This window comes from Kocuria sp. LHG3120 (assembly GCF_049897445.1).
Taxonomy (GTDB): Bacteria; Actinomycetota; Actinomycetes; order Actinomycetales; family Micrococcaceae; genus Kocuria; species Kocuria rosea.
This window is the reverse complement of record NZ_JAFCWG010000001.1, coordinates 617,012-639,728: the sequence shown is the minus strand read 5'-3', so window position 1 is coordinate 639,728 and position 22,717 is coordinate 617,012. Positions and strand designations below refer to the sequence as shown.

Annotated in this window: 35 protein-coding genes; 34 read left to right on the top strand and 1 reads right to left on the bottom strand. The window is 69.8% G+C overall.

The features are described 5' to 3' along the window. Positions 1–39 precede the first annotated feature (39 nt). Positions 40–423 (bottom strand): VOC family protein, encoded by a 384-nt coding sequence (locus tag ACP7CD_RS03010; RefSeq protein WP_284563478.1) that lies wholly within the window; start codon positions 421–423, stop codon positions 40–42. A 491-nt stretch (positions 424–914) separates the two neighbouring features. On the opposite strand from ACP7CD_RS03010, the gene rpsJ reads away from it, so the two are divergent. From rpsJ to glmM, 34 genes are all read left to right on the top strand, one after another. Next, positions 915–1,223, top strand: a complete 309-nt coding sequence (rpsJ, locus tag ACP7CD_RS03005) for a 30S ribosomal protein S10 (protein WP_003803825.1) — start codon at positions 915–917, stop codon at positions 1,221–1,223. Between the two features lie 16 nt (positions 1,224–1,239). Next, on the top strand, positions 1,240–1,896 hold the full coding sequence (rplC, locus tag ACP7CD_RS03000) for a 50S ribosomal protein L3 (protein ID WP_017833296.1): 657 nt from the start codon (positions 1,240–1,242) through the stop codon (positions 1,894–1,896). 7 nt (positions 1,897–1,903) lie between these two features. Further along, entirely contained in the window at positions 1,904–2,527 is a 624-nt protein-coding gene (rplD, locus tag ACP7CD_RS02995; RefSeq protein ID WP_017833297.1) for a 50S ribosomal protein L4, read from the top strand. Continuing rightward, positions 2,524–2,829, top strand: a complete 306-nt coding sequence (rplW, locus tag ACP7CD_RS02990) for a 50S ribosomal protein L23 (protein WP_017833298.1) — start codon at positions 2,524–2,526, stop codon at positions 2,827–2,829. The genes rplD and rplW overlap by 4 nt, the downstream gene beginning before the upstream one ends. Before the next feature lie 30 nt (positions 2,830–2,859). Next, on the top strand, positions 2,860–3,699 hold the full coding sequence (gene rplB / locus ACP7CD_RS02985; RefSeq protein WP_017833299.1) for a 50S ribosomal protein L2: 840 nt from the start codon (positions 2,860–2,862) through the stop codon (positions 3,697–3,699). Between the two features lie 12 nt (positions 3,700–3,711). Then, positions 3,712–3,993: a 30S ribosomal protein S19 gene (gene rpsS, locus ACP7CD_RS02980; protein ID WP_017833300.1), complete on the top strand. Its 282-nt coding sequence runs from the start codon at positions 3,712–3,714 to the stop codon at positions 3,991–3,993. A 53-nt stretch (positions 3,994–4,046) separates the two neighbouring features. Then, the gene (gene rplV, locus ACP7CD_RS02975; protein ID WP_017833301.1) at positions 4,047–4,412 is read left to right on the top strand and encodes a 50S ribosomal protein L22; all 366 of its coding nucleotides are present in this window, start codon (positions 4,047–4,049) and stop codon (positions 4,410–4,412) included. Continuing rightward, positions 4,413–5,264: a 30S ribosomal protein S3 gene (rpsC, locus tag ACP7CD_RS02970; RefSeq protein WP_017833302.1), complete on the top strand. Its 852-nt coding sequence runs from the start codon at positions 4,413–4,415 to the stop codon at positions 5,262–5,264. After that, positions 5,265–5,681, top strand: a complete 417-nt coding sequence (gene rplP / locus ACP7CD_RS02965; RefSeq protein WP_017833303.1) for a 50S ribosomal protein L16 — start codon at positions 5,265–5,267, stop codon at positions 5,679–5,681. Positions 5,682–5,683: 2 nt separating this feature from the next. Next, positions 5,684–5,959 (top strand): 50S ribosomal protein L29, encoded by a 276-nt coding sequence (rpmC, locus tag ACP7CD_RS02960; protein ID WP_017833304.1) that lies wholly within the window; start codon positions 5,684–5,686, stop codon positions 5,957–5,959. Then, a complete protein-coding gene (rpsQ, locus tag ACP7CD_RS02955; RefSeq protein ID WP_284563479.1) occupies positions 5,956–6,246 on the top strand; it encodes a 30S ribosomal protein S17 in 291 nt (96 codons plus the stop codon). Before rpmC ends, rpsQ begins: the two co-directional genes overlap by 4 nt. Before the next feature lie 355 nt (positions 6,247–6,601). Then, on the top strand, positions 6,602–6,970 hold the full coding sequence (gene rplN / locus ACP7CD_RS02950) for a 50S ribosomal protein L14 (protein WP_017833306.1): 369 nt from the start codon (positions 6,602–6,604) through the stop codon (positions 6,968–6,970). Between the two features lie 2 nt (positions 6,971–6,972). Then, entirely contained in the window at positions 6,973–7,317 is a 345-nt protein-coding gene (gene rplX / locus ACP7CD_RS02945; RefSeq protein WP_017833307.1) for a 50S ribosomal protein L24, read from the top strand. Continuing rightward, positions 7,317–7,886, top strand: a complete 570-nt coding sequence (rplE, locus tag ACP7CD_RS02940; protein WP_017833308.1) for a 50S ribosomal protein L5 — start codon at positions 7,317–7,319, stop codon at positions 7,884–7,886. The genes rplX and rplE overlap by 1 nt, the downstream gene beginning before the upstream one ends. An 85-nt stretch (positions 7,887–7,971) precedes the next feature. Beyond that, the gene (gene rpsH, locus ACP7CD_RS02935) at positions 7,972–8,370 is read left to right on the top strand and encodes a 30S ribosomal protein S8 (RefSeq protein WP_017833309.1); all 399 of its coding nucleotides are present in this window, start codon (positions 7,972–7,974) and stop codon (positions 8,368–8,370) included. A 23-nt stretch (positions 8,371–8,393) separates the two neighbouring features. Next, entirely contained in the window at positions 8,394–8,930 is a 537-nt protein-coding gene (rplF, locus tag ACP7CD_RS02930; protein WP_031282950.1) for a 50S ribosomal protein L6, read from the top strand. Between the two features lie 2 nt (positions 8,931–8,932). After that, positions 8,933–9,304, top strand: a complete 372-nt coding sequence (rplR, locus tag ACP7CD_RS02925) for a 50S ribosomal protein L18 (protein ID WP_017833311.1) — start codon at positions 8,933–8,935, stop codon at positions 9,302–9,304. Then, complete coding sequence (rpsE, locus tag ACP7CD_RS02920; protein WP_017833312.1) at positions 9,301–10,032, top strand: 30S ribosomal protein S5; 732 nt, start codon at positions 9,301–9,303, stop codon at positions 10,030–10,032. The genes rplR and rpsE overlap by 4 nt, the downstream gene beginning before the upstream one ends. Next, a complete protein-coding gene (rpmD, locus tag ACP7CD_RS02915) occupies positions 10,032–10,241 on the top strand; it encodes a 50S ribosomal protein L30 (RefSeq protein ID WP_017833313.1) in 210 nt (69 codons plus the stop codon). The genes rpsE and rpmD overlap by 1 nt, the downstream gene beginning before the upstream one ends. Positions 10,242–10,243: 2 nt before the next feature. Next, complete coding sequence (gene rplO / locus ACP7CD_RS02910; RefSeq protein WP_017833314.1) at positions 10,244–10,732, top strand: 50S ribosomal protein L15; 489 nt, start codon at positions 10,244–10,246, stop codon at positions 10,730–10,732. A gap of 268 nt (positions 10,733–11,000) precedes the next feature. Continuing rightward, a complete protein-coding gene (secY, locus tag ACP7CD_RS02905; protein ID WP_031282952.1) occupies positions 11,001–12,311 on the top strand; it encodes a preprotein translocase subunit SecY in 1,311 nt (436 codons plus the stop codon). 85 nt (positions 12,312–12,396) lie between these two features. After that, positions 12,397–12,960, top strand: a complete 564-nt coding sequence (locus ACP7CD_RS02900; protein WP_017833316.1) for an adenylate kinase — start codon at positions 12,397–12,399, stop codon at positions 12,958–12,960. Positions 12,961–13,077: 117 nt separating this feature from the next. Next, positions 13,078–13,914 (top strand): type I methionyl aminopeptidase, encoded by an 837-nt coding sequence (gene map, locus ACP7CD_RS02895; RefSeq protein ID WP_017833317.1) that lies wholly within the window; start codon positions 13,078–13,080, stop codon positions 13,912–13,914. Positions 13,915–13,964: 50 nt separating this feature from the next. Beyond that, on the top strand, positions 13,965–15,137 hold the full coding sequence (rlmN, locus tag ACP7CD_RS02890) for a 23S rRNA (adenine(2503)-C(2))-methyltransferase RlmN (protein ID WP_290467948.1): 1,173 nt from the start codon (positions 13,965–13,967) through the stop codon (positions 15,135–15,137). 251 nt (positions 15,138–15,388) lie between these two features. Further along, the gene (gene infA / locus ACP7CD_RS02885; RefSeq protein ID WP_017833319.1) at positions 15,389–15,610 is read left to right on the top strand and encodes a translation initiation factor IF-1; all 222 of its coding nucleotides are present in this window, start codon (positions 15,389–15,391) and stop codon (positions 15,608–15,610) included. Between the two features lie 55 nt (positions 15,611–15,665). Further along, positions 15,666–15,779 (top strand): 50S ribosomal protein L36, encoded by a 114-nt coding sequence (gene rpmJ / locus ACP7CD_RS02880; RefSeq protein ID WP_017833320.1) that lies wholly within the window; start codon positions 15,666–15,668, stop codon positions 15,777–15,779. A 168-nt stretch (positions 15,780–15,947) separates the two neighbouring features. Continuing rightward, complete coding sequence (gene rpsM / locus ACP7CD_RS02875; protein WP_017833321.1) at positions 15,948–16,316, top strand: 30S ribosomal protein S13; 369 nt, start codon at positions 15,948–15,950, stop codon at positions 16,314–16,316. 82 nt (positions 16,317–16,398) lie between these two features. After that, positions 16,399–16,803: a 30S ribosomal protein S11 gene (rpsK, locus tag ACP7CD_RS02870; RefSeq protein WP_017833322.1), complete on the top strand. Its 405-nt coding sequence runs from the start codon at positions 16,399–16,401 to the stop codon at positions 16,801–16,803. A gap of 137 nt (positions 16,804–16,940) precedes the next feature. Then, positions 16,941–17,948, top strand: a complete 1,008-nt coding sequence (locus tag ACP7CD_RS02865) for a DNA-directed RNA polymerase subunit alpha (RefSeq protein WP_017833323.1) — start codon at positions 16,941–16,943, stop codon at positions 17,946–17,948. 67 nt (positions 17,949–18,015) lie between these two features. Then, the gene (rplQ, locus tag ACP7CD_RS02860; RefSeq protein WP_035924856.1) at positions 18,016–18,777 is read left to right on the top strand and encodes a 50S ribosomal protein L17; all 762 of its coding nucleotides are present in this window, start codon (positions 18,016–18,018) and stop codon (positions 18,775–18,777) included. A 104-nt stretch (positions 18,778–18,881) separates the two neighbouring features. Beyond that, a complete protein-coding gene (locus ACP7CD_RS02855) occupies positions 18,882–19,850 on the top strand; it encodes a tRNA pseudouridine synthase A (RefSeq protein ID WP_035924851.1) in 969 nt (322 codons plus the stop codon). A 295-nt stretch (positions 19,851–20,145) separates the two neighbouring features. After that, positions 20,146–20,589: a 50S ribosomal protein L13 gene (rplM, locus tag ACP7CD_RS02850; protein WP_017833326.1), complete on the top strand. Its 444-nt coding sequence runs from the start codon at positions 20,146–20,148 to the stop codon at positions 20,587–20,589. A gap of 33 nt (positions 20,590–20,622) precedes the next feature. Then, positions 20,623–21,129 carry a 30S ribosomal protein S9 gene (gene rpsI / locus ACP7CD_RS02845; protein ID WP_031282957.1) on the top strand — a complete coding sequence of 169 codons (507 nt, stop codon included), beginning with the start codon at positions 20,623–20,625 and terminating at the stop codon, positions 21,127–21,129. A 131-nt stretch (positions 21,130–21,260) separates the two neighbouring features. Further along, positions 21,261–22,616 carry a phosphoglucosamine mutase gene (glmM, locus tag ACP7CD_RS02840; RefSeq protein WP_031282958.1) on the top strand — a complete coding sequence of 452 codons (1,356 nt, stop codon included), beginning with the start codon at positions 21,261–21,263 and terminating at the stop codon, positions 22,614–22,616. Positions 22,617–22,717: the final 101 nt, after the last annotated feature.

Here is a 22,717-nt window from a genome sequence, read left to right as displayed (position 1 = left end):
CGGGGGGTTCCGTGCGTTCCGGGGCAACCACGACGGGGTTCAGCCAGTGAGCTGGTGCAGGCACAGGATGTTGCCCTCGGAGTCGGTGAACCACGCCGCGCGCATCCCGTCGGCGGTGAGGACGTGGCCGACGGTGCGCAGGCCGGGCAGGTCGTAGTCCTCGAAGCGCACGCCCCGGCCCTCGAGCTCCCGGACCGCGGCCTCGACGTCGGGGACCTCGAAGCTGACCTGCGTCAGCCCGGACGCCGGCGCGTCCGGGCGCAGCAGCAGCTGCAGGCCGGTGTGCCCGTCCTCGCTGAACAGGACGCTGTCCGGCTCGGGGGCGTGGGCGGGGGAGAGCCCCAGCGTCTCCTGGTAGAACCGGCGGGCGCGGTCGAGCTCCCGGACGGGGACGATCGCGACCAGTCTCGCGGTGGACAGCATGGGACCCATCTCCTGGGACGTCGGGGTGCGGACGAGGCCAGGATACGACCGCGGGTGCCGGCGCCGGTCGCGGTCGGCTCACGGTTCCGGCACGGTTGCGCACGGCCTGCCCCCGGCCGTGCGTTTGCACCGGTCTGCCATCTCTGGCAGGATGGAGGACGTTGTTCAAGCGCCGACGCGTGCTCCCAACGGTTCGAACCGGCAGACCCCAGGACACCATCGGGTTCCGAAGCAGAACCGGGGTCAGCAGCTCCTGGAAGCTGCCACGCACGGACCACATACAGCCCGCCCCGAGAAACGGAATCGGTGTGCGCCCGTGCCAGCACGGGACGACACGCCCGAGTTCGGGGGTCGGAGCTCCAGCAGGGTGAGGAACCCGGATCCTTCCGGATTCAGTCTGCGTGGAGGGGCGCCCACCAGGTGGCGCCATGCACAAGGAGCCCTCGGCTCCGTCACAGGGAAGATCGTTCAAGAAAGAGAGTCACGACGCCATGGCGGGACAGAAAATCCGCATCCGGCTGAAGTCTTATGACCACGAGGTCATCGACGTCTCGGCCCGGAAGATCGTTGAGACGGTGACGCGCGCAGGCGCCACGGTGGTCGGCCCCGTGCCGCTGCCCACGGAGAAGAACGTGTACTGCGTCATCCGCTCGCCGCACAAGTACAAGGACAGCCGTGAGCACTTCGAGATGCGCACGCACAAGCGGCTGATCGACATCATCGACCCCACGCCGAAGGCCGTCGACTCGCTCATGCGCCTCGACCTGCCGGCTGACGTGAACATCGAAATCAAGCTGTAAAGAGGATCGCATCCCAATGACTACCACTTTCGAACGCCAGGTGAAGGGCCTGCTGGGCACGAAGCTCGGCATGACCCAGGTCTGGGACGAGAACGGGAAGTTCGTGCCGGTGACCGTCGTCAAGGCGGACTCCAACGTCGTGACCCAGCTGCGCAACCAGGACCGTGACGGCTACTCGGCCGTCCAGATCGGGTTCGGTGCGATCGACCCCCGCAAGGTCACCCAGCCGCTGGCCGGCCACTTCGAGAAGGCCGGCGTCACGCCGCGCCGCCACGTCGTGGAGCTGCGCACGGCCGACGCCGACACCTACGAGCTGGGCCAGGAGCTCTCCGTCGAGCTCTTCGAGGCCGGCCAGAAGGTCGACGTGATCGGCAAGACCAAGGGCAAGGGCACGGCCGGTGTGATGAAGCGTCACGGCTTCTCCGGCGTCGGCGCCTCCCACGGTGCCCACAAGAACCACCGCAAGCCGGGATCCATCGGCGGCGCGTCCTACCCCGCTCGCGTGTTCAAGGGCATGCGCATGGCGGGCCGCATGGGCGCCGTCCGTCACACGACGCAGAACCTCACCGTTCACGCCGTGGACGCCGAGAACTCCCTGCTGCTCATCAAGGGCGCCCTGCCGGGCCCCAAGGGTTCGGTCGTCCTCGTCCGCACCGCAGTGAAGGGAGCCTGATCAGACCATGGCAACTCAGACCGTCAACGTCGACCTGCCCGCCGAGATCTTCGACGTCCAGACCAACGTGCCCCTGCTGCACCAGGTCGTCGTCGCTCAGCTGGCCGCGGCCCGCCAGGGCACGCACAAGACCAAGAACCGCGCCGAGGTCTCCGGCGCCGGCCGCAAGCCCTTCAAGCAGAAGGGCACCGGCCGCGCGCGCCAGGGCTCGATCCGCGCTCCGCACATGACCGGCGGCGGCGTGGTGCACGGCCCGACCCCGCGCGACTACAGCCAGCGCACCCCCAAGAAGATGAAGGCCGCCGCCCTGCGCGGAGCCCTCTCGGACCGGGCGCGCAACAACCGCATCCACGTCGTGGAGGCACTCGTCGAGGGCACCGTCCCCAACACGAAGGCCGCCCAGGCGACGCTGCGCGGGCTCTCCGACCGCAAGAACCTGCTGGTCGTCCTGCACCGCTCGGACGACGTGGCCGCGCTGTCGGTGCGCAACCTCGACGACGTGCACACCCTCTACGCGGACCAGCTCAACACGTACGACGTGCTGGTCTCCGACGACGTGGTCTTCACCAAGGACGCGTTCGAGTCCTTCGTGGCGGCCGCCAGCAAGAAGAAGCAGGAGGACGCCAAGTGAGCGCGACCACCATCAAGGACCCCCGGGACGTCATCATCGCGCCGGTCGTCTCCGAGAAGTCCTACGGGCTCATCGACGAGGGCCGCTACACGTTCTTCGTGGCGCCCGACTCGAACAAGACCCAGATCAAGTACGCCGTCGAGCAGATCTTCGGCGTCAAGGTCGAGTCCGTGAACACCATCAACCGTGCCGGGAAGCGGAAGCGCACGCGCTTCGGCTGGGGTCAGCGCAAGGGCACCAAGCGTGCCGTTGTGACCCTCAAGGAAGGCACCATCGACATCTTCGGCGGTCCGCTCGCCTGAGCGGAGACCACTTTAACGAGGAACTGACACATGGCTATCCGTAAGCACAAGCCGACAACCCCGGGCCGTCGCGGCTCCTCCGTTGCCGACTTCGCAGAAATCACGCGCACGACCCCCGAGAAGTCGCTGGTCCGGCCGCTGCCCAAGAAGGGCGGGCGGAACAACACCGGCCGCATCACCACCCGGCACAAGGGTGGCGGGCACAAGCGCCAGTACCGCGTCATCGACTTCCGTCGCCACGACAAGGACGGCGTCGACGCCAAGGTCGCGCACATCGAGTACGACCCGAACCGCACGGCGCGCATCGCGCTGCTGCACTTCGTGGACGGCTCCAAGCGCTACATCATCGCGCCGAACAAGCTGTCCCAGGGCGACGTCGTCGAGTCGGGCCCCGGCGCCGACATCAAGCCCGGCAACAACCTGCCGCTGCGCAACATCCCCGTCGGCACCGTGATCCACGCCGTCGAGCTCCGTCCGGGCGGCGGCGCCAAGCTCGCCCGCTCCGCCGGCGCGTCGGTGCAGCTCGTCGCCAAGGAGGGCAAGTACGGCCAGCTCCGGCTGCCCTCCGGCGAGATCCGCAACGTCGACGTGCGCTGCCGCGCGACGGTCGGCGAGGTCGGCAACGCCGAGCAGTCGAACATCAACTGGGGCAAGGCCGGCCGCAACCGCTGGAAGGGCGTCCGCCCGACCGTCCGCGGTGTGGTCATGAACCCCGTCGACCACCCGCACGGTGGTGGCGAGGGCAAGACCTCCGGTGGCCGTCACCCGGTCAACCCGAACGGCAAGCCCGAGGGCCGCACCCGCCGCCCCAACAAGGAGAGCGACAAGCTCATCGTCCGCCGTCGTCGCACCGGCAAGAACAAGCGCTAAGGAGCCTGACACATGCCACGCAGCCTGAAGAAGGGCCCTTTCGTCGATCAGCACCTTTTCCTGAAGGTCGCCAAGGAGAACGACAAGGGCACCAAGAACGTCATCAAGACGTGGTCCCGCCGCTCGATGATCGTCCCCGACATGCTCGGGCACACGATCGCCGTGCACGACGGACGCAAGCACATCCCCGTGTTCATCACCGAGTCGATGGTCGGGCACAAGCTCGGCGAGTTCGCCCCCACGCGGACCTTCCGCGGCCATGTGAAGGACGACAAGAAGGGCAAGCGCCGCTGATCCTCCGGGATCCCGCAGCGTGAGCACTTCGAGAAGACGAGAGAAGGAAAGCAATGGAAGCCAAGGCATCTGCGCGCTACATCCGCGTGACGCCTATGAAGGCCCGGCGCGTCGTCAACCTGATTCGTGGCCAACAGGCGAATGAGGCTCTGGCGATTCTGAAGTTCGCCCCCCAGGGTGCTTCGGAACCGGTGTTCAAGGTCCTCCAGTCGGCGGTCGCCAACGCGCGCCAGCTGGCCGACCGCGACGGCCTGCCGTTCAAGGAGGAGGAGCTCGTCGTGAGCGAGGCCTTCGTCGACGAGGGTCCGACCATGAAGCGGTTCCAGCCGCGGGCCCAGGGCCGCGCCTACCGCATCAACAAGCGCACGAGCCACATCACCGTGATCGTGGCGAGCCCTGACAGCGAGGAGGTCCGCTAAGTGGGACAGAAGATCAACCCGCACGGGTTCCGGCTGGGCATCACCACCGACCACGTGTCGCACTGGTACGCGGACTCCACCAAGGAGGGCCAGCGCTACAAGGACTACGTCCGCGAGGACATCAAGATCCGCAAGCTCATGTCCACGGGCATGGAGCGGGCCGGCATCTCCAAGGTCGAGATCGAGCGGACCCGGGACCGCGTGCGCGTGGACATCCACACCGCCCGCCCCGGCATCGTCATCGGCCGCCGCGGCGCCGAGGCCGACCGCATCCGCGGCGAGCTCGAGAAGCTCACCGGCAAGCAGATCCAGCTGAACATCCTCGAGGTCAAGAACCCCGAGGTGGACGCCCAGCTGGTCGCCCAGGGTGTCGCCGAGCAGCTCGCCTCCCGCGTGGCCTTCCGCCGCGCCATGAAGAAGGCCATCCAGTCGGCGCAGCGCGCCGGCGCGAAGGGCATCCGCATCCAGTGCGCCGGCCGCCTCGGCGGCGCCGAGATGAGCCGCTCGGAGTTCTACCGCGAAGGCCGTGTGCCCCTGCACACCCTGCGCGCGAACATCGACTACGGCTTCTTCGAGGCCAAGACCACCTTCGGCCGCATCGGCGTGAAGGTCTGGATCTACAAGGGCGACCTCACCGCCAAGGAACTGGCGGCCCAGCAGGCCGCCGCTCCCTCGCGCGGCCGCGGCGGCGACCGTGACCGTCGCGGCGGTCCGGGCGAGCGTCGCGGAGGCGGCGGCGGCGACCGTCGTCGTCCCGACCGTAACGACCGTGGCGGACGCCGTGAGCGCAACGACTCCGCCGCCTCCCCGGCTCCGGCCGCGGGAGCGACCAACGCAGAGGGTGGTAAGTAAATGCTCATCCCACGTCGTGTGAAGTTCCGCAAGCAGCACCACCCGAAGCGGTCGGGCGCTGCCAAGGGCGGCACCACTGTCGCCTTCGGCGAGTGGGGCATCCAGGCGCTCACGCCGGCCTACGTGACGAACCGTCAGATCGAGGCCGCCCGTATCGCCATGACCCGCCACATCAAGCGTGGCGGCAAGGTCTGGATCAACATCTACCCGGACCGCCCCCTGACCAAGAAGCCCGCCGAGACCCGCATGGGCTCCGGCAAGGGCTCCCCCGAATGGTGGGTCGCCAACGTCAAGCCCGGGCGCGTGATGTTCGAGCTCTCCGGTGTCTCCGAAGAGGTCGCCCGCGAGGCCCTGCGCCTGGCGATCCACAAGCTCCCGATGAAGGCACGCATCGTGCGTCGCGAAGGTGGTGAATGAGAATGGCTGTTGGATCCAAGGATCTGAGCATCGAGAACCTCGCGGCCCTCGACAAGGACTCTCTGGGTGAGGCGCTGCGCAAGGCCAAGGAGGAGCTGTTCAACCTCCGCTTCCAGTCCGCAACCGGTCAGCTCGAGAACAACGGCCGCCTCAAGGCCGTCAAGCGCGACATCGCGCGCATCTACACGGTGCTGCGCGAGCGCGAGCTCGGCATCCGGCCCCAGGCGGGCTCCGCCGAGACCACCGCCGAGACCACCTCCGAGGAGGACGCCAAGTGACCGAGCAGATCAACAACGAGGCCGATCAGGCCGACGAGCGCGGTGACCGCAAGAGCCGTCGTGGCTACGTGGTCTCCGACAAGATGGACAAGACCGTCGTGGTGCAGCTGCAGGACAACGTCAAGCACTCGCTGTACGGCAAGGTCATGCGCCGCTCCTCGAAGGTCAAGGCCCACGACGAGCAGAACGCCGCCGGCGTCGGCGACCTCGTCCTGATCTCCGAGACCCGCCCGCTGTCCGCGACCAAGCGGTGGCGGATCGTGGAGATCCTCGAGAAGGCCAAGTGACCCGAGCTCGCTAGAGCCGGGCACGGCCCCGACGGCCCGCCCCCTCCTCGAGGGGGCGGGCCGTCGCCCGTTCACCGCCCGCACGGACGGCGCCCCGCCTGTGCTAGGCTGGTGAGCTTGTATGGGCGGAAATCTCTGTCCGTGCAATCCACAGCTCTTCGTGCCAGCGCATAATGACCGCGTGCAGGGCGCCCCCGTGCCACCTGGTGGCGGGTTCAGATGCTCCTGGCATGGAGGGCTGGGCCCGGTCCGGCGTGCGCGCCGGGGGAGGGCACATCATCCGACAAGCTGTTCCGCAAGGCCCGCACCGTGCTCTCGATCGGTGTTGGAACCGGCGTGACGACAGGAGTAATCAGTGATTCAGCAGGAGTCGCGACTGAAGGTCGCCGACAACACGGGTGCGAAGGAAATCCTCACCATCCGTGTTCTCGGTGGATCCGGACGTCGCTACGCAGGCATCGGCGACATCATCGTCGCCACCGTCAAGGACGCGATCCCCGGCGGGAACGTGAAGAAGGGCGACGTGGTCAAGGCCGTGATCGTCCGTACCAAGAAGGAGCGCCGTCGTCCGGACGGCTCCTACATCAAGTTCGACGAGAACGCCGCAGTGATCCTGAAGAACGACGGTGACCCCCGTGGTACCCGCATCTTCGGCCCCGTGGGCCGTGAGCTGCGCGACAAGAAGTTCATGAAGATCATCTCGCTGGCCCCGGAGGTGCTCTGACCATGGCGAAGTTCAAGATCAAGACCGGCGACCTGGTGCAGGTCATCTCCGGCAGCAGGGACAACAAGGGCAAGCAGGGCAAGGTCCTGCGCGTGATCCCCGAGACCTCCCGCGTGGTCGTGGAGGGCATCAACGTGATCACCCGCCACCGCAAGGCCTCCATGCAGGGCGAAGCCGGCGGCATCGACAAGGTCGAGGCGCCGATCCACGTGTCCAACGTGGCGCTCGTGGACCCGGAGACCAACAAGCCGACCCGCGTCGGCCACCGCACCGAGACCGTGGAGCGCGACGGACGCCAGAAGACCGTCCGCGTCCGCGTCTCCAAGAGCACCGGCAAGGACCTGTGATGACCGAAACCACCGAGATCAGCGTGTCCCCGCGCTTCAAGGACAAGTACCAGGAGACCGTCGTGCCCGCGCTGCAGGAGCAGTTCGGCTACGGCAACGTCATGGAGATCCCGCGCGTCGTCAAGGTCGTCGTGAACATGGGTGTCGGTGACGCCGCGAAGGACTCGAAGCTCATCGACGGCGCCGTCCGCGACCTCACCGCCATCACGGGCCAGAAGCCGCTCGTGACCCGGGCGAAGAAGTCCATCGCGCAGTTCAAGCTCCGCGAGGGCATGCCGATCGGCGCGCACACCACGCTGCGCGGCGACCGCATGTGGGAGTTCCTCGACCGCCTGGTGACCCTGGCCCTGCCGCGCATCCGCGACTTCCGCGGTCTGTCCGACCGCCAGTTCGACGGCAACGGCAACTACACCTTCGGCCTCACCGAGCAGTCCATGTTCCACGAGATCGACCAGGACCGCATCGACCGGGTCCGCGGCATGGACATCACGGTGGTCACCACCGCGAAGACCGACGACGAGGGCCGCGCGCTGCTGAAGGCGCTCGGCTTCCCCTTCAAGACCAACTAATCTCGCTACGTTCCAGGTCCGGCCGGGCGCCCACGGGCGCCGCCAGGTGCGGAAACCGGGACGAGGAAGGGCACGTGCCCCCAAAATGACAATGACAGATCCTGTCGCGGACATGCTGACGCGTCTGCGCAACGCCAACTCCGCCTACCACGACTCCGTGAGCATGCCGTACTCGAAGCTCAAGGCTCGCGTTGCGGACATCCTCAAGGCCGAGGGCTACATCGCGGACTACAAGGAGGAGGCGGCGGAGGTCGGCAAGACCCTCACGCTCTCCCTGAAGTTCGGCCCCAACCGGGAGCGCTCCATCGCGGGCGTCCGGCGCATCTCCAAGCCGGGCCTGCGCGTCTACGCCAAGTCCACCAACCTCCCCAAGGTCCTGGGCGGCCTGGGCATCGCCATCCTGTCCACCTCTTCCGGGCTGCTGACCGACAAGCAGGCCGCGAAGAAGGGCGTGGGCGGCGAAGTCCTCGCGTACGTCTGGTAACCCGGAACAGAAAGGAAGAGAACATGTCACGTATCGGACGTCTCCCCATCTCTGTGCCGGCCGGTGTGGAGATCAAGATCGACGGCAACGTCGTCTCCGTCAAGGGCGCCAAGGGCGAGCTGCAGCACACCGTTGCCAGCCCGATCACCGTCGCGCTCGACGACAGCACCCTCACCGTCACCCGACCCGACGACGAGCGCGAGTCCCGCTCGCTGCACGGTCTCACCCGCACCCTGATCGCCAACATGATCCAGGGCGTCACCCAGGGCTACACCAAGGGCATCGAGATCGTCGGCACCGGTTACCGCGTGCAGGCCAAGGGCCAGGACCTCGAGTTCGCCCTCGGCTACAGCCACCCGATCACCTTCAAGGCGCCGGAGGGCATCTCGTTCGCCGTCGAGGGCGTCAACAAGCTCTCGGTCAACGGCATCGACAAGCAGCAGGTCGGCGAGGTCGCCGCCAAGATCCGCAAGCTCCGCGCCCCCGAGCCCTACAAGGGCAAGGGCGTGCGGTACGCCGGCGAGCAGATCCGCCGCAAGGCCGGAAAGGCTGGTAAGTAACCATGGCTCTGAAGATCAAGGGCAAGTCCAAGGCCGCCGCCCGCAGCCGCCGCCACGTCCGGGTGCGCAAGCACCTGGCCGGCACGGCCGCGCGCCCGCGCCTGGTCGTCAACCGCTCCGCCCGCCACGTGTTCGTCCAGGTCGTCGACGACACCAAGGGTGTCACCGTCGCCTCGGCCTCCACCATGGAGGCCGACCTGCGCGGCGCCGACGCGGACAAGACCGCCAAGGCCAAGCGCGTGGGTGAGCTCGTGGCCGAGCGCGCCAAGGCCGCCGGTGTCGAGTCCGTCGTGTTCGACCGCGGCGGCAACAAGTACCACGGTCGCGTGGCGGCTGTCGCCGACGGCGCCCGTGAAGGAGGTCTGGCACTGTGAGCGAGCAGAACAACGAGAAGGAAACCCAGGTGACCGAAGCCAGCACTGCCTCCACGGAGGCGACCGGGGCCCAGCAGACCACCGAGGCCAACCGCTCCCAGGACTCCCGCGGCGACCGCGGTGGCCGCGGCGAGCGCGGCGGCCGCGGTGAGCGCGGGGGCCGTGGCGAGCGCGGCGGCCGCGGTGGCCGCGGCGGCCGCGACGAGGAGAAGGACAAGTTCCTCGAGCGCGTCGTGACCATCAACCGTGTCTCCAAGGTCGTCAAGGGTGGTCGTCGCTTCAGCTTCACCGCCCTCGTCGTCGTCGGCGACGGCAACGGCATGGTCGGCGTCGGCTACGGCAAGGCCAAGGAGGTGCCGGCGGCGATCTCGAAGGGCGTCGAGGAGGCGAAGAAGAACTTCTTCCGCGTCCCGCGCATCGAGGACCGCACGATCCCGCACCGCGTGCAGGGCGAGGCCGCCGCAGGCGTCGTCATGCTGCGCCCGGCGACCCCGGGTACCGGTGTGATCGCCGGTGGTCCGGTCCGCGCGGTGCTCGAGTGCGCCGGCATCCACGACGTGCTGTCGAAGTCCCTCGGCTCGTCGAACCAGATCAACATCGTGCACGCAACCATCGAGGCGCTCCGCCAGCTCGAGGAGCCGGCGGCCGTCGCGGCCCGTCGTGGGCTCCCGATGGACGAGGTCGTCCCCGGTCCGTTGCTGCGCTCGATCCAGAAGGCAGGTGCCTGATGTCCGGCAAGCGTATCCAGCCCGACGGCACGGAGCTGCGCATCACGCAGGTCCGGTCGGTGGTCGGCCAGAAGCAGAACATGCGCAACACCCTGCGGTCCCTCGGCCTCAAGCGGCCGGGCAACGTCGTGGTCCGCAAGGCCGACGGCGTGACCGCGGGCATGGTCAACACCGTCGCCCACCTGGTCAAGGTCGAGGAGGCCAAGTAACCATGGCAGAGAACACTGCTGAGAACACCGCTCAGAGCAACGAGAAGGTGCACGCGCTCAAGGTGCACCACCTGCGTCCGGCCCCGGGCGCGAAGACCGCCAAGACCCGCGTGGGTCGCGGTGAGGGCTCCAAGGGCAAGACCGCCGGCCGCGGCACCAAGGGCACCAGTGCCCGGTACCAGGTCAAGGCGGGCTTCGCGGGCGGGCAGCTTCCGCTGCACATGCGCCTGCCCAAGCTGCGCGGGTTCAAGAACCCGTTCCGCGTGGAGTACCAGGTCGTCAACCTGGACAAGCTCACCGAGCTCTTCCCGGAGGGCGGCGAGGTGACCGTGGAGTCGCTCGTGGCCCGCGGCGCCGTGCGCAAGAACCAGCCCGTCAAGGTCCTGGGCTCCGGCGACATCGCGGTCGCGGTCGACGTGAAGGCGCACGCCTTCTCGGGCTCCGCCGCGGAGAAGATCGCCGCCGCCGGCGGCAGCACCACCGCGCTGTGAGCGCGGGCCGCGGGGCCGGGCGCACGCCCGGCCCCGCGGCACCCACGGATCAGGCCCCGTCCACGCCAGCGTGGGCGGGGCCTGATCCGTCGGCGGGCACGAGCCCGCCCCGTCGGCGCGCGCCCCCGGTGAGTCCCGGGCGGGCCGCGTTCGCTAGACTTGCCGGAGTCGCCCGCGCCCACCGGGCGCGGGGACCCCGGACCGAGCTCCCGCACCACCACACCCCCCGCCACCGGATGCCGGTCGGACCCAGTCTCTAGGAGGACATGTGCTCAGCGCTTTCGGACGGGCGTTGCGAACCCCCGACCTGCGACGCAAGCTGGGGTTCACCCTCGCCCTCATCGTGCTCTACCGCCTGGGCACGTTCATCCCGGCGCCGGGCGTCGACTACGGCAACGTGCAGCAGTGCCTGGCCCTCGGGACCACCACGGGCGGCGTGTACGACATGGTGAACCTCTTCAGCGGCGGCGCGCTGCTGCAGCTGTCGGTCTTCGCCCTGGGCGTCATGCCCTACATCACCGCGAGCATCATCGTGCAGCTGCTGCGCGTGGTCATCCCGCGCTTCCAGGAGCTGCACGAGGAGGGGGCGCAGGGGCAGACGCAGCTGACCCAGTACACCCGCTACCTCACCATCGGCCTCGCGCTGCTCAACGCCACCACGGTGGTCTCGCTCGCCCGGTCCGGCGCCCTGCTGGGGGACTGCCCCCTGCCGATCATCCCGAACGACACCTGGCTGACCGTGCTGATCATCATCATCACGATGACCGCCGGCACGGCGATCATCATGTGGCTGGGGGAGCGGATCACGGAGAAGGGCGTGGGCAACGGCATGTCGCTGCTCATCTTCACGTCCATCGCCGCGACCTTCCCCTCCGCGCTGGGCGAGATCCTCCGCACCCGCGGCTGGGGCGTGTTCCTCTCCGTGCTGGCCGTGGGGCTCGTGGTGATCACCTGCGTGGTGTTCGTGGAGCAGTCCCAGCGCCGCGTGCCCGTGCAGTACGCCAAGCGGATGGTGGGCCGGCGCACGATCGGCGGGACCACCACCTACATCCCGCTCAAGGTCAACATGGCCGGTGTCATCCCCATCATCTTCGCGTCCTCGATGCTGATGCTCCCCGGCATGCTCGCCCAGTTCGGCATGCCGGACGACGGCACGGACATCCCCGGCTGGGTCAACTGGATCAACACCTACCTCGTCACCGGCGACCACCCCGTGTACATGGCGATGTACTTCCTGATGATCGTGTTCTTCACGTACTTCTACGTGTCGATCACGTTCAACCCGGAGGAGGTCTCCAACAACATGAAGCGCTACGGCGGCTTCATCCCGGGGATCCGCGCGGGACGGCCCACCGAGAAGTACCTCGCCTACGTGCTCAGCCGGATCACGTTCCCGGGCGCCCTCTACCTGGGCATCGTGTCCATGATCCCCCTCGTGGCGCTCGTGCTGATCGACGCGAACCAGAACTTCCCCTTCGGCGGTCCGTCGCTGCTGATCATGGTGGGCGTGGGCCTGGACACGGTGAAGCAGATCGAGGCCCAGCTGCAGCAGCGCAACTACGAGGGCCTGCTGCGCTGACCCCACCCCGCCGTCCCCCGCCGGGGACGGCGGGCACGCCCCGGTAGACTGTGACCGCAGCCACCACCGACCGCAAGGAGACTTCATGACCCGCATGCTCATCATCGGACCCCCCGGCGCAGGCAAGGGCACGCAGGCCGTGCGCATCTCGGAGCGGCTCGGCATCCCGGCGATCTCCACCGGTGACATCTTCCGGGCCAACATCAAGGGCCGGACCCCTCTGGGGCAGGAGGCCAAGAGCTACATCGACGCCGGCGACCTCGTCCCGGACTCCGTGACCAACCGGATGGTCCGCGACCGCCTCGCCGAGACGGACACCGCCGACGGCTTCCTGCTCGACGGCTACCCGCGCAACGCCGCGCAGGTGGACGAGCTCGACGCCATCCTCGACGAGCTGGGGCAGGAGCTCGACGTGGTGCTGAAGCTGACCGCCGACCGCGACGAGCTCGTCCAGCGGCTCCTCGGGCGGGCCCAGAAGGAGGGGCGCACCGACGACACGGAGGCGGTCATCCGGCACCGCCTCGACGTGTACGACGCCGAGACCGCCGTGGTCGTCGACGTCTACGACCGGCGCGGCATCGTCCGCGAGGTCGACGGTCTCGGGACCGTCGACGAGGTCTCCCAGCGGATCATGACAGCGCTGTCCTGACGCACCGTCCCGCACCGCGAACGCCGTGACACCCCCGGACACCCCCGGGGGTCTCACGTTTAACCCACGACAGCCGCGAGCTCCCCGACCGGGGGAGCGGCTCGGAAGGAAGACCGCATGTTCGGCCGCCGCCGGATCGAGTACAAGACCCACGCCCAGCTGCGCACCATGCAGCGCGCCGGGGTGGTGACCTCCCGCGCCCTCGACGCCGCCGTGGCGGCCGCCGTGCCCGGCGTGACCACCGCGTCCCTCGACGACGTCTTCCGCTCCGTCCTCGACGCGCACGGGGCGAGCTCCAACTTTCTCGGCTACTTCGGCTACCCCGCCGCCGTGTGCGTGTCCGTCAACGAGGTGGTCGTCCACGGCATCCCGGGGGACCAGGTGCTGCAGGAGGGGGACATCCTCTCCGTGGACGGCGGGGCCGTGGTCGAGGGCTGGCACGGGGACTCCGCGCGCACCGTGCTCCTGGGCCGCCCGGACCCCGCGGACGCCGAGCTCTCCGACGTCACCCGCAACGCCATGTGGCACGGCATCGCGGCGGCGGCCACCGGCACGCACGTCGGCGACATCGGCGCGGCCGTGGAGGACTACGTGCGCAAGGCCTCCGGGCACCGCTTCGGGATCCTCGAGGAGTACGTGGGACACGGGATCGGGTCCAAGATGCACATGGCCCCCGACGTGCTCAACTTCCGCAGCACCGACCGCGGGCCCCGCCTGCGCGCCGGGATGGCACTGGCCATCGAGCCGATGCTCGTCCGCGGCGGGATCGGCACCCGCGTGCTCGACGACGAGTGGACCGTGGTCACCACCGACGGCGCCCGCTCCAGCCAGTGGGAGCACTCCGTGGCCCTGCACGCCGACGGCGTCTGGGTGCTCACCGCCGAGGACGGCGGGGCCTCGGAGCTCGAGCCCCTCGGCGTGCGCCCCGTCCCGATCCCGGAGGACCTGCCGTGACCGGCCGGCCCTCCACCACCCCGGACCCGCGACACCGCGAGGAGAACACCGTGGCCCAGCAGCCGCAGCAGAGCACCACCAGCACACCCGTCGAGCTCACCGTGAAACCCCGGCCCGGTCAGCTGACCTTCGCCGCGCCGCGGCGCGGCAAGCCCCCGCGCCACCTCGCCGACTTCGACATGGCGGGCCGCCGGGAGTTCCTCGCCGAAATGGGGCACCAGCCCTTCCGGGCGGGACAGCTCTCCCGCCACTACTTCGACCGGTTCGCCACGGCCCCCGAGGACATGACCGACCTGCCCGCGGCCGGCCGGGAGGAGCTCGTCTCCCAGGCCCTGCCCGCGCTGCTGACCACCGTGCGCAGCCTCGAGGCCGACCAGGGGGACACCGTCAAGAACGTGCACCGCTGCTTCGACGGCGCCACCGTGGAGTCCGTGCTCATGCGCTACACCCACCGGGTGACCATGTGCATCTCCTCCCAGGCCGGCTGCGGGATGAACTGCCCCTTCTGCGCGACCGGCCAGGCGGGCCTGACCCGCAACCTCTCCACCGCGGAGATGGTCGAGCAGGTCGTGCAGGGCGCCCGGATGCTCCGCGGCGGCAGGGTCGGCCGGGCCGAGCAGGAGCCGCTGCGCATCTCCAACATCGTGTTCATGGGCATGGGGGAGGCCCTCGCCAACTACAAGGCCTCGATCGGGGCGATCCACCGCCTCATCGACCCCTCCCCGGAGGGCCTCGGCATCTCGGCCCGCGGCATCACCATGTCCACGGTGGGCCTGGTGCCCGGGATCCGGAAGTTCACGCAGGAGAAGCTGCCGGTCACCCTGGCGCTGTCCCTGCACGCCCCGGACGACGAGCTGCGCGACGAGCTCATCCCGATCAACACCCGCTGGAAGGTCGACGAGGCCCTCGACGCCGCCTACGACTACTACCAGGCCACCGGCCGGCGGGTCTCGATCGAGTACGCCCTGATCCGCGACATCAACGACCACGGGTGGCGGGCCGACCTCCTCGGCGAGAAGCTCAACGCCCGCGGCGGGGGATGGGTGCACGTGAACCCCATCCCGCTCAACCCGACCCCCGGCTCCAAGTGGACCGCGTCCCGGCCCGGCGTGGAGCAGAACTTCGTGGAGCGGCTCCGGGCCCACGGCATCCCCACCACCGTGCGGGACACCCGCGGCTCCGACATCGACGGGGCCTGCGGGCAGCTCGCCGCGACCGTCTGAGCGCCGTCGTCCCCGGCACCGCTCCCCGGGGGCGCCTCCCGCGTTGCGGGAGGCGCCCCCGATCCCGTAGAGTGTCCTGTTGGTTGTCTGTGCTCCAGCGATTCCGCACACTTCGGACCACGCCGACCCTCACCGTGCACCACGAACGGTGATGGTGCGCGCGTACAGGTCCGCTGCGGCGTTTAACGACGATGTACACCCGAAACCCTGCTCGCCGCCCCGGCGGGGGGCACCTGAAGTTAGCGGAGGATATGGCCAAGAAAGACGGAGTCATCGAGATCGAAGGCACTGTGGTCGAGGCTCTGCCCAACGCGATGTTCCGCGTTGAGCTGAACAACGGTCACCTGGTCCTCGCCCACATCTCCGGGAAGATGCGACAGCACTACATCCGGATCCTCCCCGAGGACCGCGTGGTGGTGGAGCTGAGCCCGTACGACCTCACCCGCGGTCGTATCGTCTACCGCTACAAGTAGGACCGGCGGCCGTCCGGGCCGCACACCACTCGAGAGAACGACGCGAAGGAATGCGATGAAGGTCCAACCGAGCGTGAAGCCGATCTGCGACAAGTGCAAGGTGATCCGCCGCAACGGGCGGGTCATGGTGATCTGCGAGAACCCGCGCCACAAACAGCGTCAGGGCTGACCCGCCCCGAGCTGCCCACGCAAGTGGATCCACAAAGGCACCGCTCCCGACCGGAGAGATCCAGGCGGGCGCCCCCGGTACAGAGGCCGGGGACCGGAGGGGACATGACGTCCCCGACCGGACAGCGATGCTCCAGACCTCTGGAACACCACAAGGAGAACCGCCGATATGGCTCGTCTCGCAGGCGTCGACCTCCCCCGCGAAAAGCGGCTGGAAATTGCGCTCACCTACATCTACGGCGTGGGTCGCACCCGCGCGCTCGCCACCCTGGACGCCACCGGCATCTCGGGCGACCTGCGCGTGCGCGAACTCACCGATGCCCAGCTCGTGGAGCTGCGCGACTACATCGAGGACAACTACAAGGTCGAGGGTGACCTCCGCCGCGAGGTGGCCGCCGACATCCGCCGCAAGGTCGAGATCGGCAGCTACCAGGGCATCCGGCACCGCCGCGGCCTGCCCGTGCACGGTCAGCGCACCAAGACCAACGCCCGCACCCGCAAGGGTCCGAAGCGCACGGTCGCCGGCAAGAAGAAGTAGCCCGCTGCCGCTCGTGCGCCAGGACCCCGCGGTCCCCCGAGCGGCCCACCACCACTCTTCCCGAACTTTGTAGGAGATCTCCATGCCCCCGAAGACTCGCGCAGCGGCTGCCCGCAAGCCCCGCCGCAAGGACAAGAAGAACGTCACCCAGGGCCAGGCCCACATCAAGTCGACGTTCAACAACACCATCGTCACCATCACCGACCCCTCCGGCGCCGTCCTCTCCTGGTCGTCCGCCGGCGAGATGGGTTTCAAGGGCTCTCGCAAGTCCACCCCCTTCGCGGCCCAGATGGCCGCCGAGGCCGCCGCGAAGCGCGCGCAGGAGCACGGCATGCGCAAGGTCGACGTGTTTGTCAAGGGCCCCGGCTCCGGGCGCGAGACCGCCATCCGCTCCCTGCAGGCCACCGGCCTCGAGGTCGGCTCCATCTCGGACGTCACCCCGAGCGCGCACAACGGTTGCCGCCCGCCGAAGCGCCGCCGCGTCTGATGTGAGCACGCCCACCGGGACCCTGCGGGGTCCCGGTGCGCATGCCGACAACGGACCGGGCACCGGTCCGCACCCATCAACTGTTTTCCACCATTTGCGCGCGTCATATAGCGGATGCCCGCTGAAAGGAAACATCAGTGCTCATCGCACAGCGCCCCACCCTCTCTGAAGAGGTCGTGGCCGACAACCGGTCCCGCTTCGTGATCGAACCGCTCGAGCCCGGCTTCGGCTACACCCTCGGCAACTCCCTCCGCCGCACCCTCCTGTCCTCGATCCCCGGTGCCGCCGTGACCAGCATCCGGCTCGACGGGGTGCTCCACGAGTTCTCCACCGTGGAGGGCGTGAAGGAGGACGTCTCCGAGGTCATTCTCAACATCAAGAAGCTCGCCGTCTCCTCGGAGCAGGACGAGCCCGTCGTCGCCTACCTGCGCAAGCAGGGCCCCGGCGTCGTCACCGCCGCGGACATCACGGCCCCGGCCGGTGTGGAGATCCACAACCCGGACCTGCACATCGCGACCCTCAACGCGAAGGGCCAGCTCGAGCTCGAGCTGACCATCGAGCGCGGGCGCGGGTACGTCTCCGCCGCCCAGAACAAGGCCGGGGACGCGGAGATCGGCCGCATCCCGGTCGACTCGATCTACTCGCCCGTCCTGAAGGTGACCTTCCGCGTGGAGGCCACCCGTGTGGAGCAGCGCACCGACTTCGACAAGCTGGTCCTGGACGTGGAGACCAAGGAGGCCATCACCCCGCGTGACGCCGTGGCCTCCGCCGGCACCACCCTGGTCGAGCTGTTCGGTCTCGCCCGGGAGCTCAACACGGCCGCCGAGGGCATCGAGATCGGGCCCTCGCCGACGGACGCCGCGATGGCCGCCGACATGGCGCTGCCCATCGAGGACCTCGAGCTCACCGTGCGGTCCTACAACTGCCTCAAGCGCGAGGGCATCCACACCGTGGGTGAGCTCGTGGGCCGTTCCGAGGCGGACCTGATGGACATCCGCAACTTCGGCGCCAAGTCGATCGACGAGGTCAAGGCCAAGCTCGTCGACCTCGGGCTGTCCCTCAAGGACTCGCCCCCCGGTTTCGACCTCGCCGCTCGCGCCGCCGCGATCGACGACGAGAACCCGTTCGACGACGACGACCACTAGTCCTTCCCGCTGACGTCCCGACGGGTGCCCGCCCGGGCCGGGACACACTTCCAGGAGATCAACAACCATGCCTACTCCCACCAAGGGACCCCGCCTCGGAGGCGGACCCGCGCACGAGCGCCTGATGCTGGCGAACCTGTCGCAGCAGCTGTTCGAGCACAAGCGCATCACCACCACCGTGACCAAGGCGAAGCGGATGCGTCCCTACGCCGAGCGCCTGATCACCTTCGCCAAGCGCGGTGACCTGGCCGCCCGCCGTCGCGTGCTGGCGCAGCTGACCGACAAGTCCGTGGTGCACGAGCTGTTCACCACCATCGCCTCGGCGATGGAGGACCGCAACGGCGGCTACACCCGCATCACCAAGATCGGCAACCGCAAGGGCGACAACGCCCCCATGGCCGTCATCGAGCTCGTGATGGAGCCCGTCGCGACCAAGGCCACCGTGGCCGAGGCCGAGCGCGCCACCGAGAAGGCCGCCCCGGCCCCCGCCGCCCCGGTCGACACCCCGGCGGACACCACCGCCGGTGAGGTCGCCGCCGAGGAGATCCCCGCCGACGAGCAGGCCCCCGAGGTCGGCTCCGAGCAGGCCGCCGAGGTCGCCGCCGAGAACTCCGACGCCGAGTTCCCCGGTTCGCACGCCCCGCTCGAGTCCGGCGAGGCCCCCGAGGGCTTCGAGGTCAAGGGCAACAAGAACTCGATGAAGTACCACGTGCCCGGCTCGCGCTGGTACGCGGGCACCACCGCCGAGATCTGGTTCGACTCGCCGGCCAACGCCGAGGCCGCCGGCTTCCAGCCGGCCGGCGGCGCCGCCGCGCAGAAGCTGCGCTGACCGGACGACGCACGGACGGACACCGCGACGCCGCCGGGGACCTGGTCCCCGGCGGCGTCGTCGTGCCCGCCGCACCCCCCACCACCCCCTCCCAGGAGCTGACCATGAGCCCGTCCGACTCCCCCGTGCGCGTGCGGATCGACCTGGCCTACGACGGCGCGCCGTTCGCCGGGTGGGCCCGTCAGCCGGGCCTGCCCACCGTGCAGGGGGCCGTGGAGGACGCCCTCGCCGTGCTGGTCCGCCGGGACGTGCGGGTCGCGGTGGCCGGCCGGACGGACACCGGGGTGCACGCCCGCGGCCAGGTGGCGCACCTGGACCTGGCCCCCGCGGAGTGGACCGGTCTCGCCCGCGGCCGGGACGAGGACCCGGGACGGGCGCTCGAACGCCGCCTCACCGGGGCACTGGCCCACGTCCTGGGCCGCGGCCGCCGCGCGCAGGGCCTGCCCGAGTGCCCGGGCGCGGTGGTGGTCCGCCGCGCGGGCGCCGCCCCCGCCGGCTTCGACGCCCGCTTCTCCGCCGTCTCCCGCCGCTACAGCTACCGGATCGACGACGGCGCGGCGGGCCGGGACCCGCTGACCCGGCACCTGACGTGGTGGTCGAAGGACGTGCTCGACGTCCCTGTCATGGCCCGGGCGGCGCAGGAGCTGGTGGGGCTGCACGACTTCCTGTCCTTCTGCCGCCCCCGGGAGGGCGCCACGACGGTGCGGGAGGTCCTGGACGTGTCCGTCGAGCGGGACCGGGACGGGCTCGTGCTGCTGGGCATCGAGGCGGACGCCTTCTGCCACCACATGGTCCGCTCGGTCGTGGGCGCGGCCGCCCGCGTGGGCGCGGGCCGCGAGGACCCCGACTGGCTCGGCCGCCGGCTCGCGGAGCGGGTCCGGGACGCCAAGGCGCTGATGGCCCCGCCGCACGCCCTCGTGCTCGAGGAGGTCCGCTATCCCGGGGACGCCGCCCTGGGGGAGCGGGCCGAGCGCACCCGGGCGCGGCGCGCCCCGCTCGGCGACCCCGCCCGCGAGGAGCTCCGAGGAGATCCCCGCGACGCTCCCGGGACGCCCCGGCACGGCGGAGCGTGAGCCTCCGCGGGCCCGGGCGCCCGCGGGGAGATTGACCGCCGCACCCTCCGGGTGTATGGCCCGAGTGGTCTTTGGCCGCTCCATCCGGTACCGTGGGGTGCTGTTGTGCGTGTCCCGCCTCGGTTCACGTGTACCCGGATCCGCTGTCCCGTTGCAGGACGCCTGGCGGTCCGGTGCACCGGGGTCTCGGGCACCGGATGCAGCTCGGCCCTCACCCGAGCCCCGGACGGCACACCGAGAAACGGCGTGATCCCAACTAGCGCCACCGAGATAACCCGAACGAAGGCAAACTAACGTGCGTACGTACACCCCGAAGCCCGGTGACATCCAGCGCCAGTGGCACGTCATCGATGCCACCGACGTCGTCCTGGGTCGCCTTGCCAGCCAGACCGCAACGCTGCTGCGCGGAAAGCACAAGCCGACCTTTGCTCCCCACGTGGACGCCGGTGATTTCGTCATCATCATCAACGCCGAGAAGGTGGCCCTGACCGGCTCCAAGCTCGAGAAGAAGCGGGCCTACCGCCACTCCGGCTACCCGGGCGGGCTCAAGTCCAGCTCCTACGCCGAGCTGCTGGAGAAGCACCCGGTCCGCGCCGTGGAGAAGGCCATCCGTGGCATGCTCCCGAAGAACAAGCTGGCCGCCCAGCAGATGTCCAAGCTCAAGGTCTACGCCGGCCCGGAGCACCCCCACGGTGCCCAGCAGCCGCAGACCTTCGAGTTCACCCAGGTCGCCCAGTAACCGGGCCTACGACAGAAACGAGCGAGGAAAATCGTGGCTCAGAATACTGAAGAGCAGAACATCGTGGACGGCGAGGAGCAGCTGAGCAGCTACACCTCCGAGTCCTCCCCCGCGGAGGAGACCGAGGCCGCCGCCGAGCGCCCGGCCCTCACCGTCTCCGGCCAGGCCGTCGGCCGCCGCAAGGAGGCCGTCGCCCGCGTGCGCGTCGTCCCCGGCTCCGGCCAGTGGACCGTCAACGGCCGCACCCTGGAGAACTACTTCCCGAACAAGCTGCACCAGCAGGAGGTCAACGACCCCTTCAAGGTGCTGGAGCTCGAGGGCGCCTACGACGTCATCGCCCGCATCCACGGCGGTGGCCCCTCCGGCCAGGCCGGTGCCCTGCGCCACGGCGTGGCGCGTGCCCTGAACGAGATCGACCTCGAGAACAACCGCCCGACCCTCAAGAAGGCCGGCTTCCTGACCCGCGACCCGCGCGTCATCGAGCGCAAGAAGGCCGGTCTCAAGAAGGCCCGCAAGGCTCCGCAGTACTCGAAGCGCTGATCGGAGGGCCTCCCGGCCCGCCCCAGCGTCACGGACCCCGTCCGACCCGGTGCACACCGGTGTCGGACGGGGTCCCTTCGTTTCTGCCCGCCTGCCGGTGTCCGGGCCGCGGGGAACGTAGGATGGGGGCGATGTCTAGATTATTCGGAACGGACGGCGTGCGCGGGCTCGCGAACGACCTCCTCACAGCCAACATGACCCTGGACCTGGCCCAGGCCGCCGCGATCGTGCTCGGCCACGGCCACGCACGCGAGGGGCGGCGCCCCACGGCGGTCGTCGCCCGGGACGGGCGGGCCAGCGGGGAGTTCCTCAGCGCCGCCGTGACCGCGGGTCTCGCCGGCTCGGGCGTGGACGTCCACGACGCCGGGGTCCTGCCGACCCCCGCGCTGGCCTACCTGGTGGCGGACCTCGACGCCGACTTCGGCGTGATGATCTCCGCCTCGCACAACCCGGCCCCCGACAACGGGATCAAGTTCCTGGCCCACGGCGGGCGGAAGCTCCCGGACCGGGTGGAGGACGAGATCCAGCAGGTCTTCGAGTCCGGCGACTTCCGGCGCCCCACCGGCGCCGGGGTCGGGCGCATCCACCTGCTCACGGACGCCGAGGACCGCTACGTCCTGCACCTGGTGGGGGCCATCCCGCACCGGCTCGAGGGGATGCGCGTGGTCCTGGACTGCGCCAACGGCGCCGCCAGCGGGGTCTCGCCGGACGCCTTCCGCGGCGCGGGCGCCGAGGTGCACGTCATCGGCGCGGAGCCCGACGGCCTGAACATCAACGACGGCTGCGGCTCGACCCACCTGGAGCCCCTCCAGCGGGCCGTCGTCGAGCTCGGGGCCGACCTCGGGATCGCCCACGACGGCGACGCCGACCGCTGCCTCGCCGTGGACGCCACCGGCCGCGAGGTCGACGGGGACCAGATCATGGCGATCCTCGCCCTGGCGCTCAAGGACGCGGGCCGGCTCGTCGAGGACACGCTCGTGGCCACCGTGATGAGCAACCTCGGCCTCAAGCTGGCCCTGCGGGACGCGGGCATCGACGTTCGGGAGACCGCCGTGGGGGACCGCTACGTCCTCGAGACGATGACCGAGCACGGGTACAACCTGGGCGGCGAGCAGTCCGGCCACGTGATCATGTCCGACTACGCCACCACCGGCGACGGGCTGCTGACCGGGCTGATGCTGGCCTCGCGCGTGGCCCAGACCCGCGCACCGCTCGCGGAGCTGGCCCGCGTGATGACGCGGCTGCCGCAGGTGCTGCTCAACGTGCGCGGGGTGGACCGCACCGCGGTGGGCTCCAACCCCGGGGTGCAGGCGGCCGTCGCGGAGGTCGAGCAGCGCCTCGGCGAGACGGGCCGCGTGCTGCTGCGCCCCTCGGGGACCGAGCCGGTGGTCCGCGTGATGGTCGAGGCGGCCTCCGAGGAGATCGCCCGGGCCGAGACGGAGTTCCTCGCGTCCGTCGTGGAGCGCGAGCTGGCCCTCACCGTCTGAGCCGGTCCCGCCGGGCGCCGGAGGCCCGCACCGTGCGCACGGTGCGGGCCTCCGGCGTCCGGCGGGCCCCGCGGGCCCGGCGGGACCGGGCTACGGTGCGG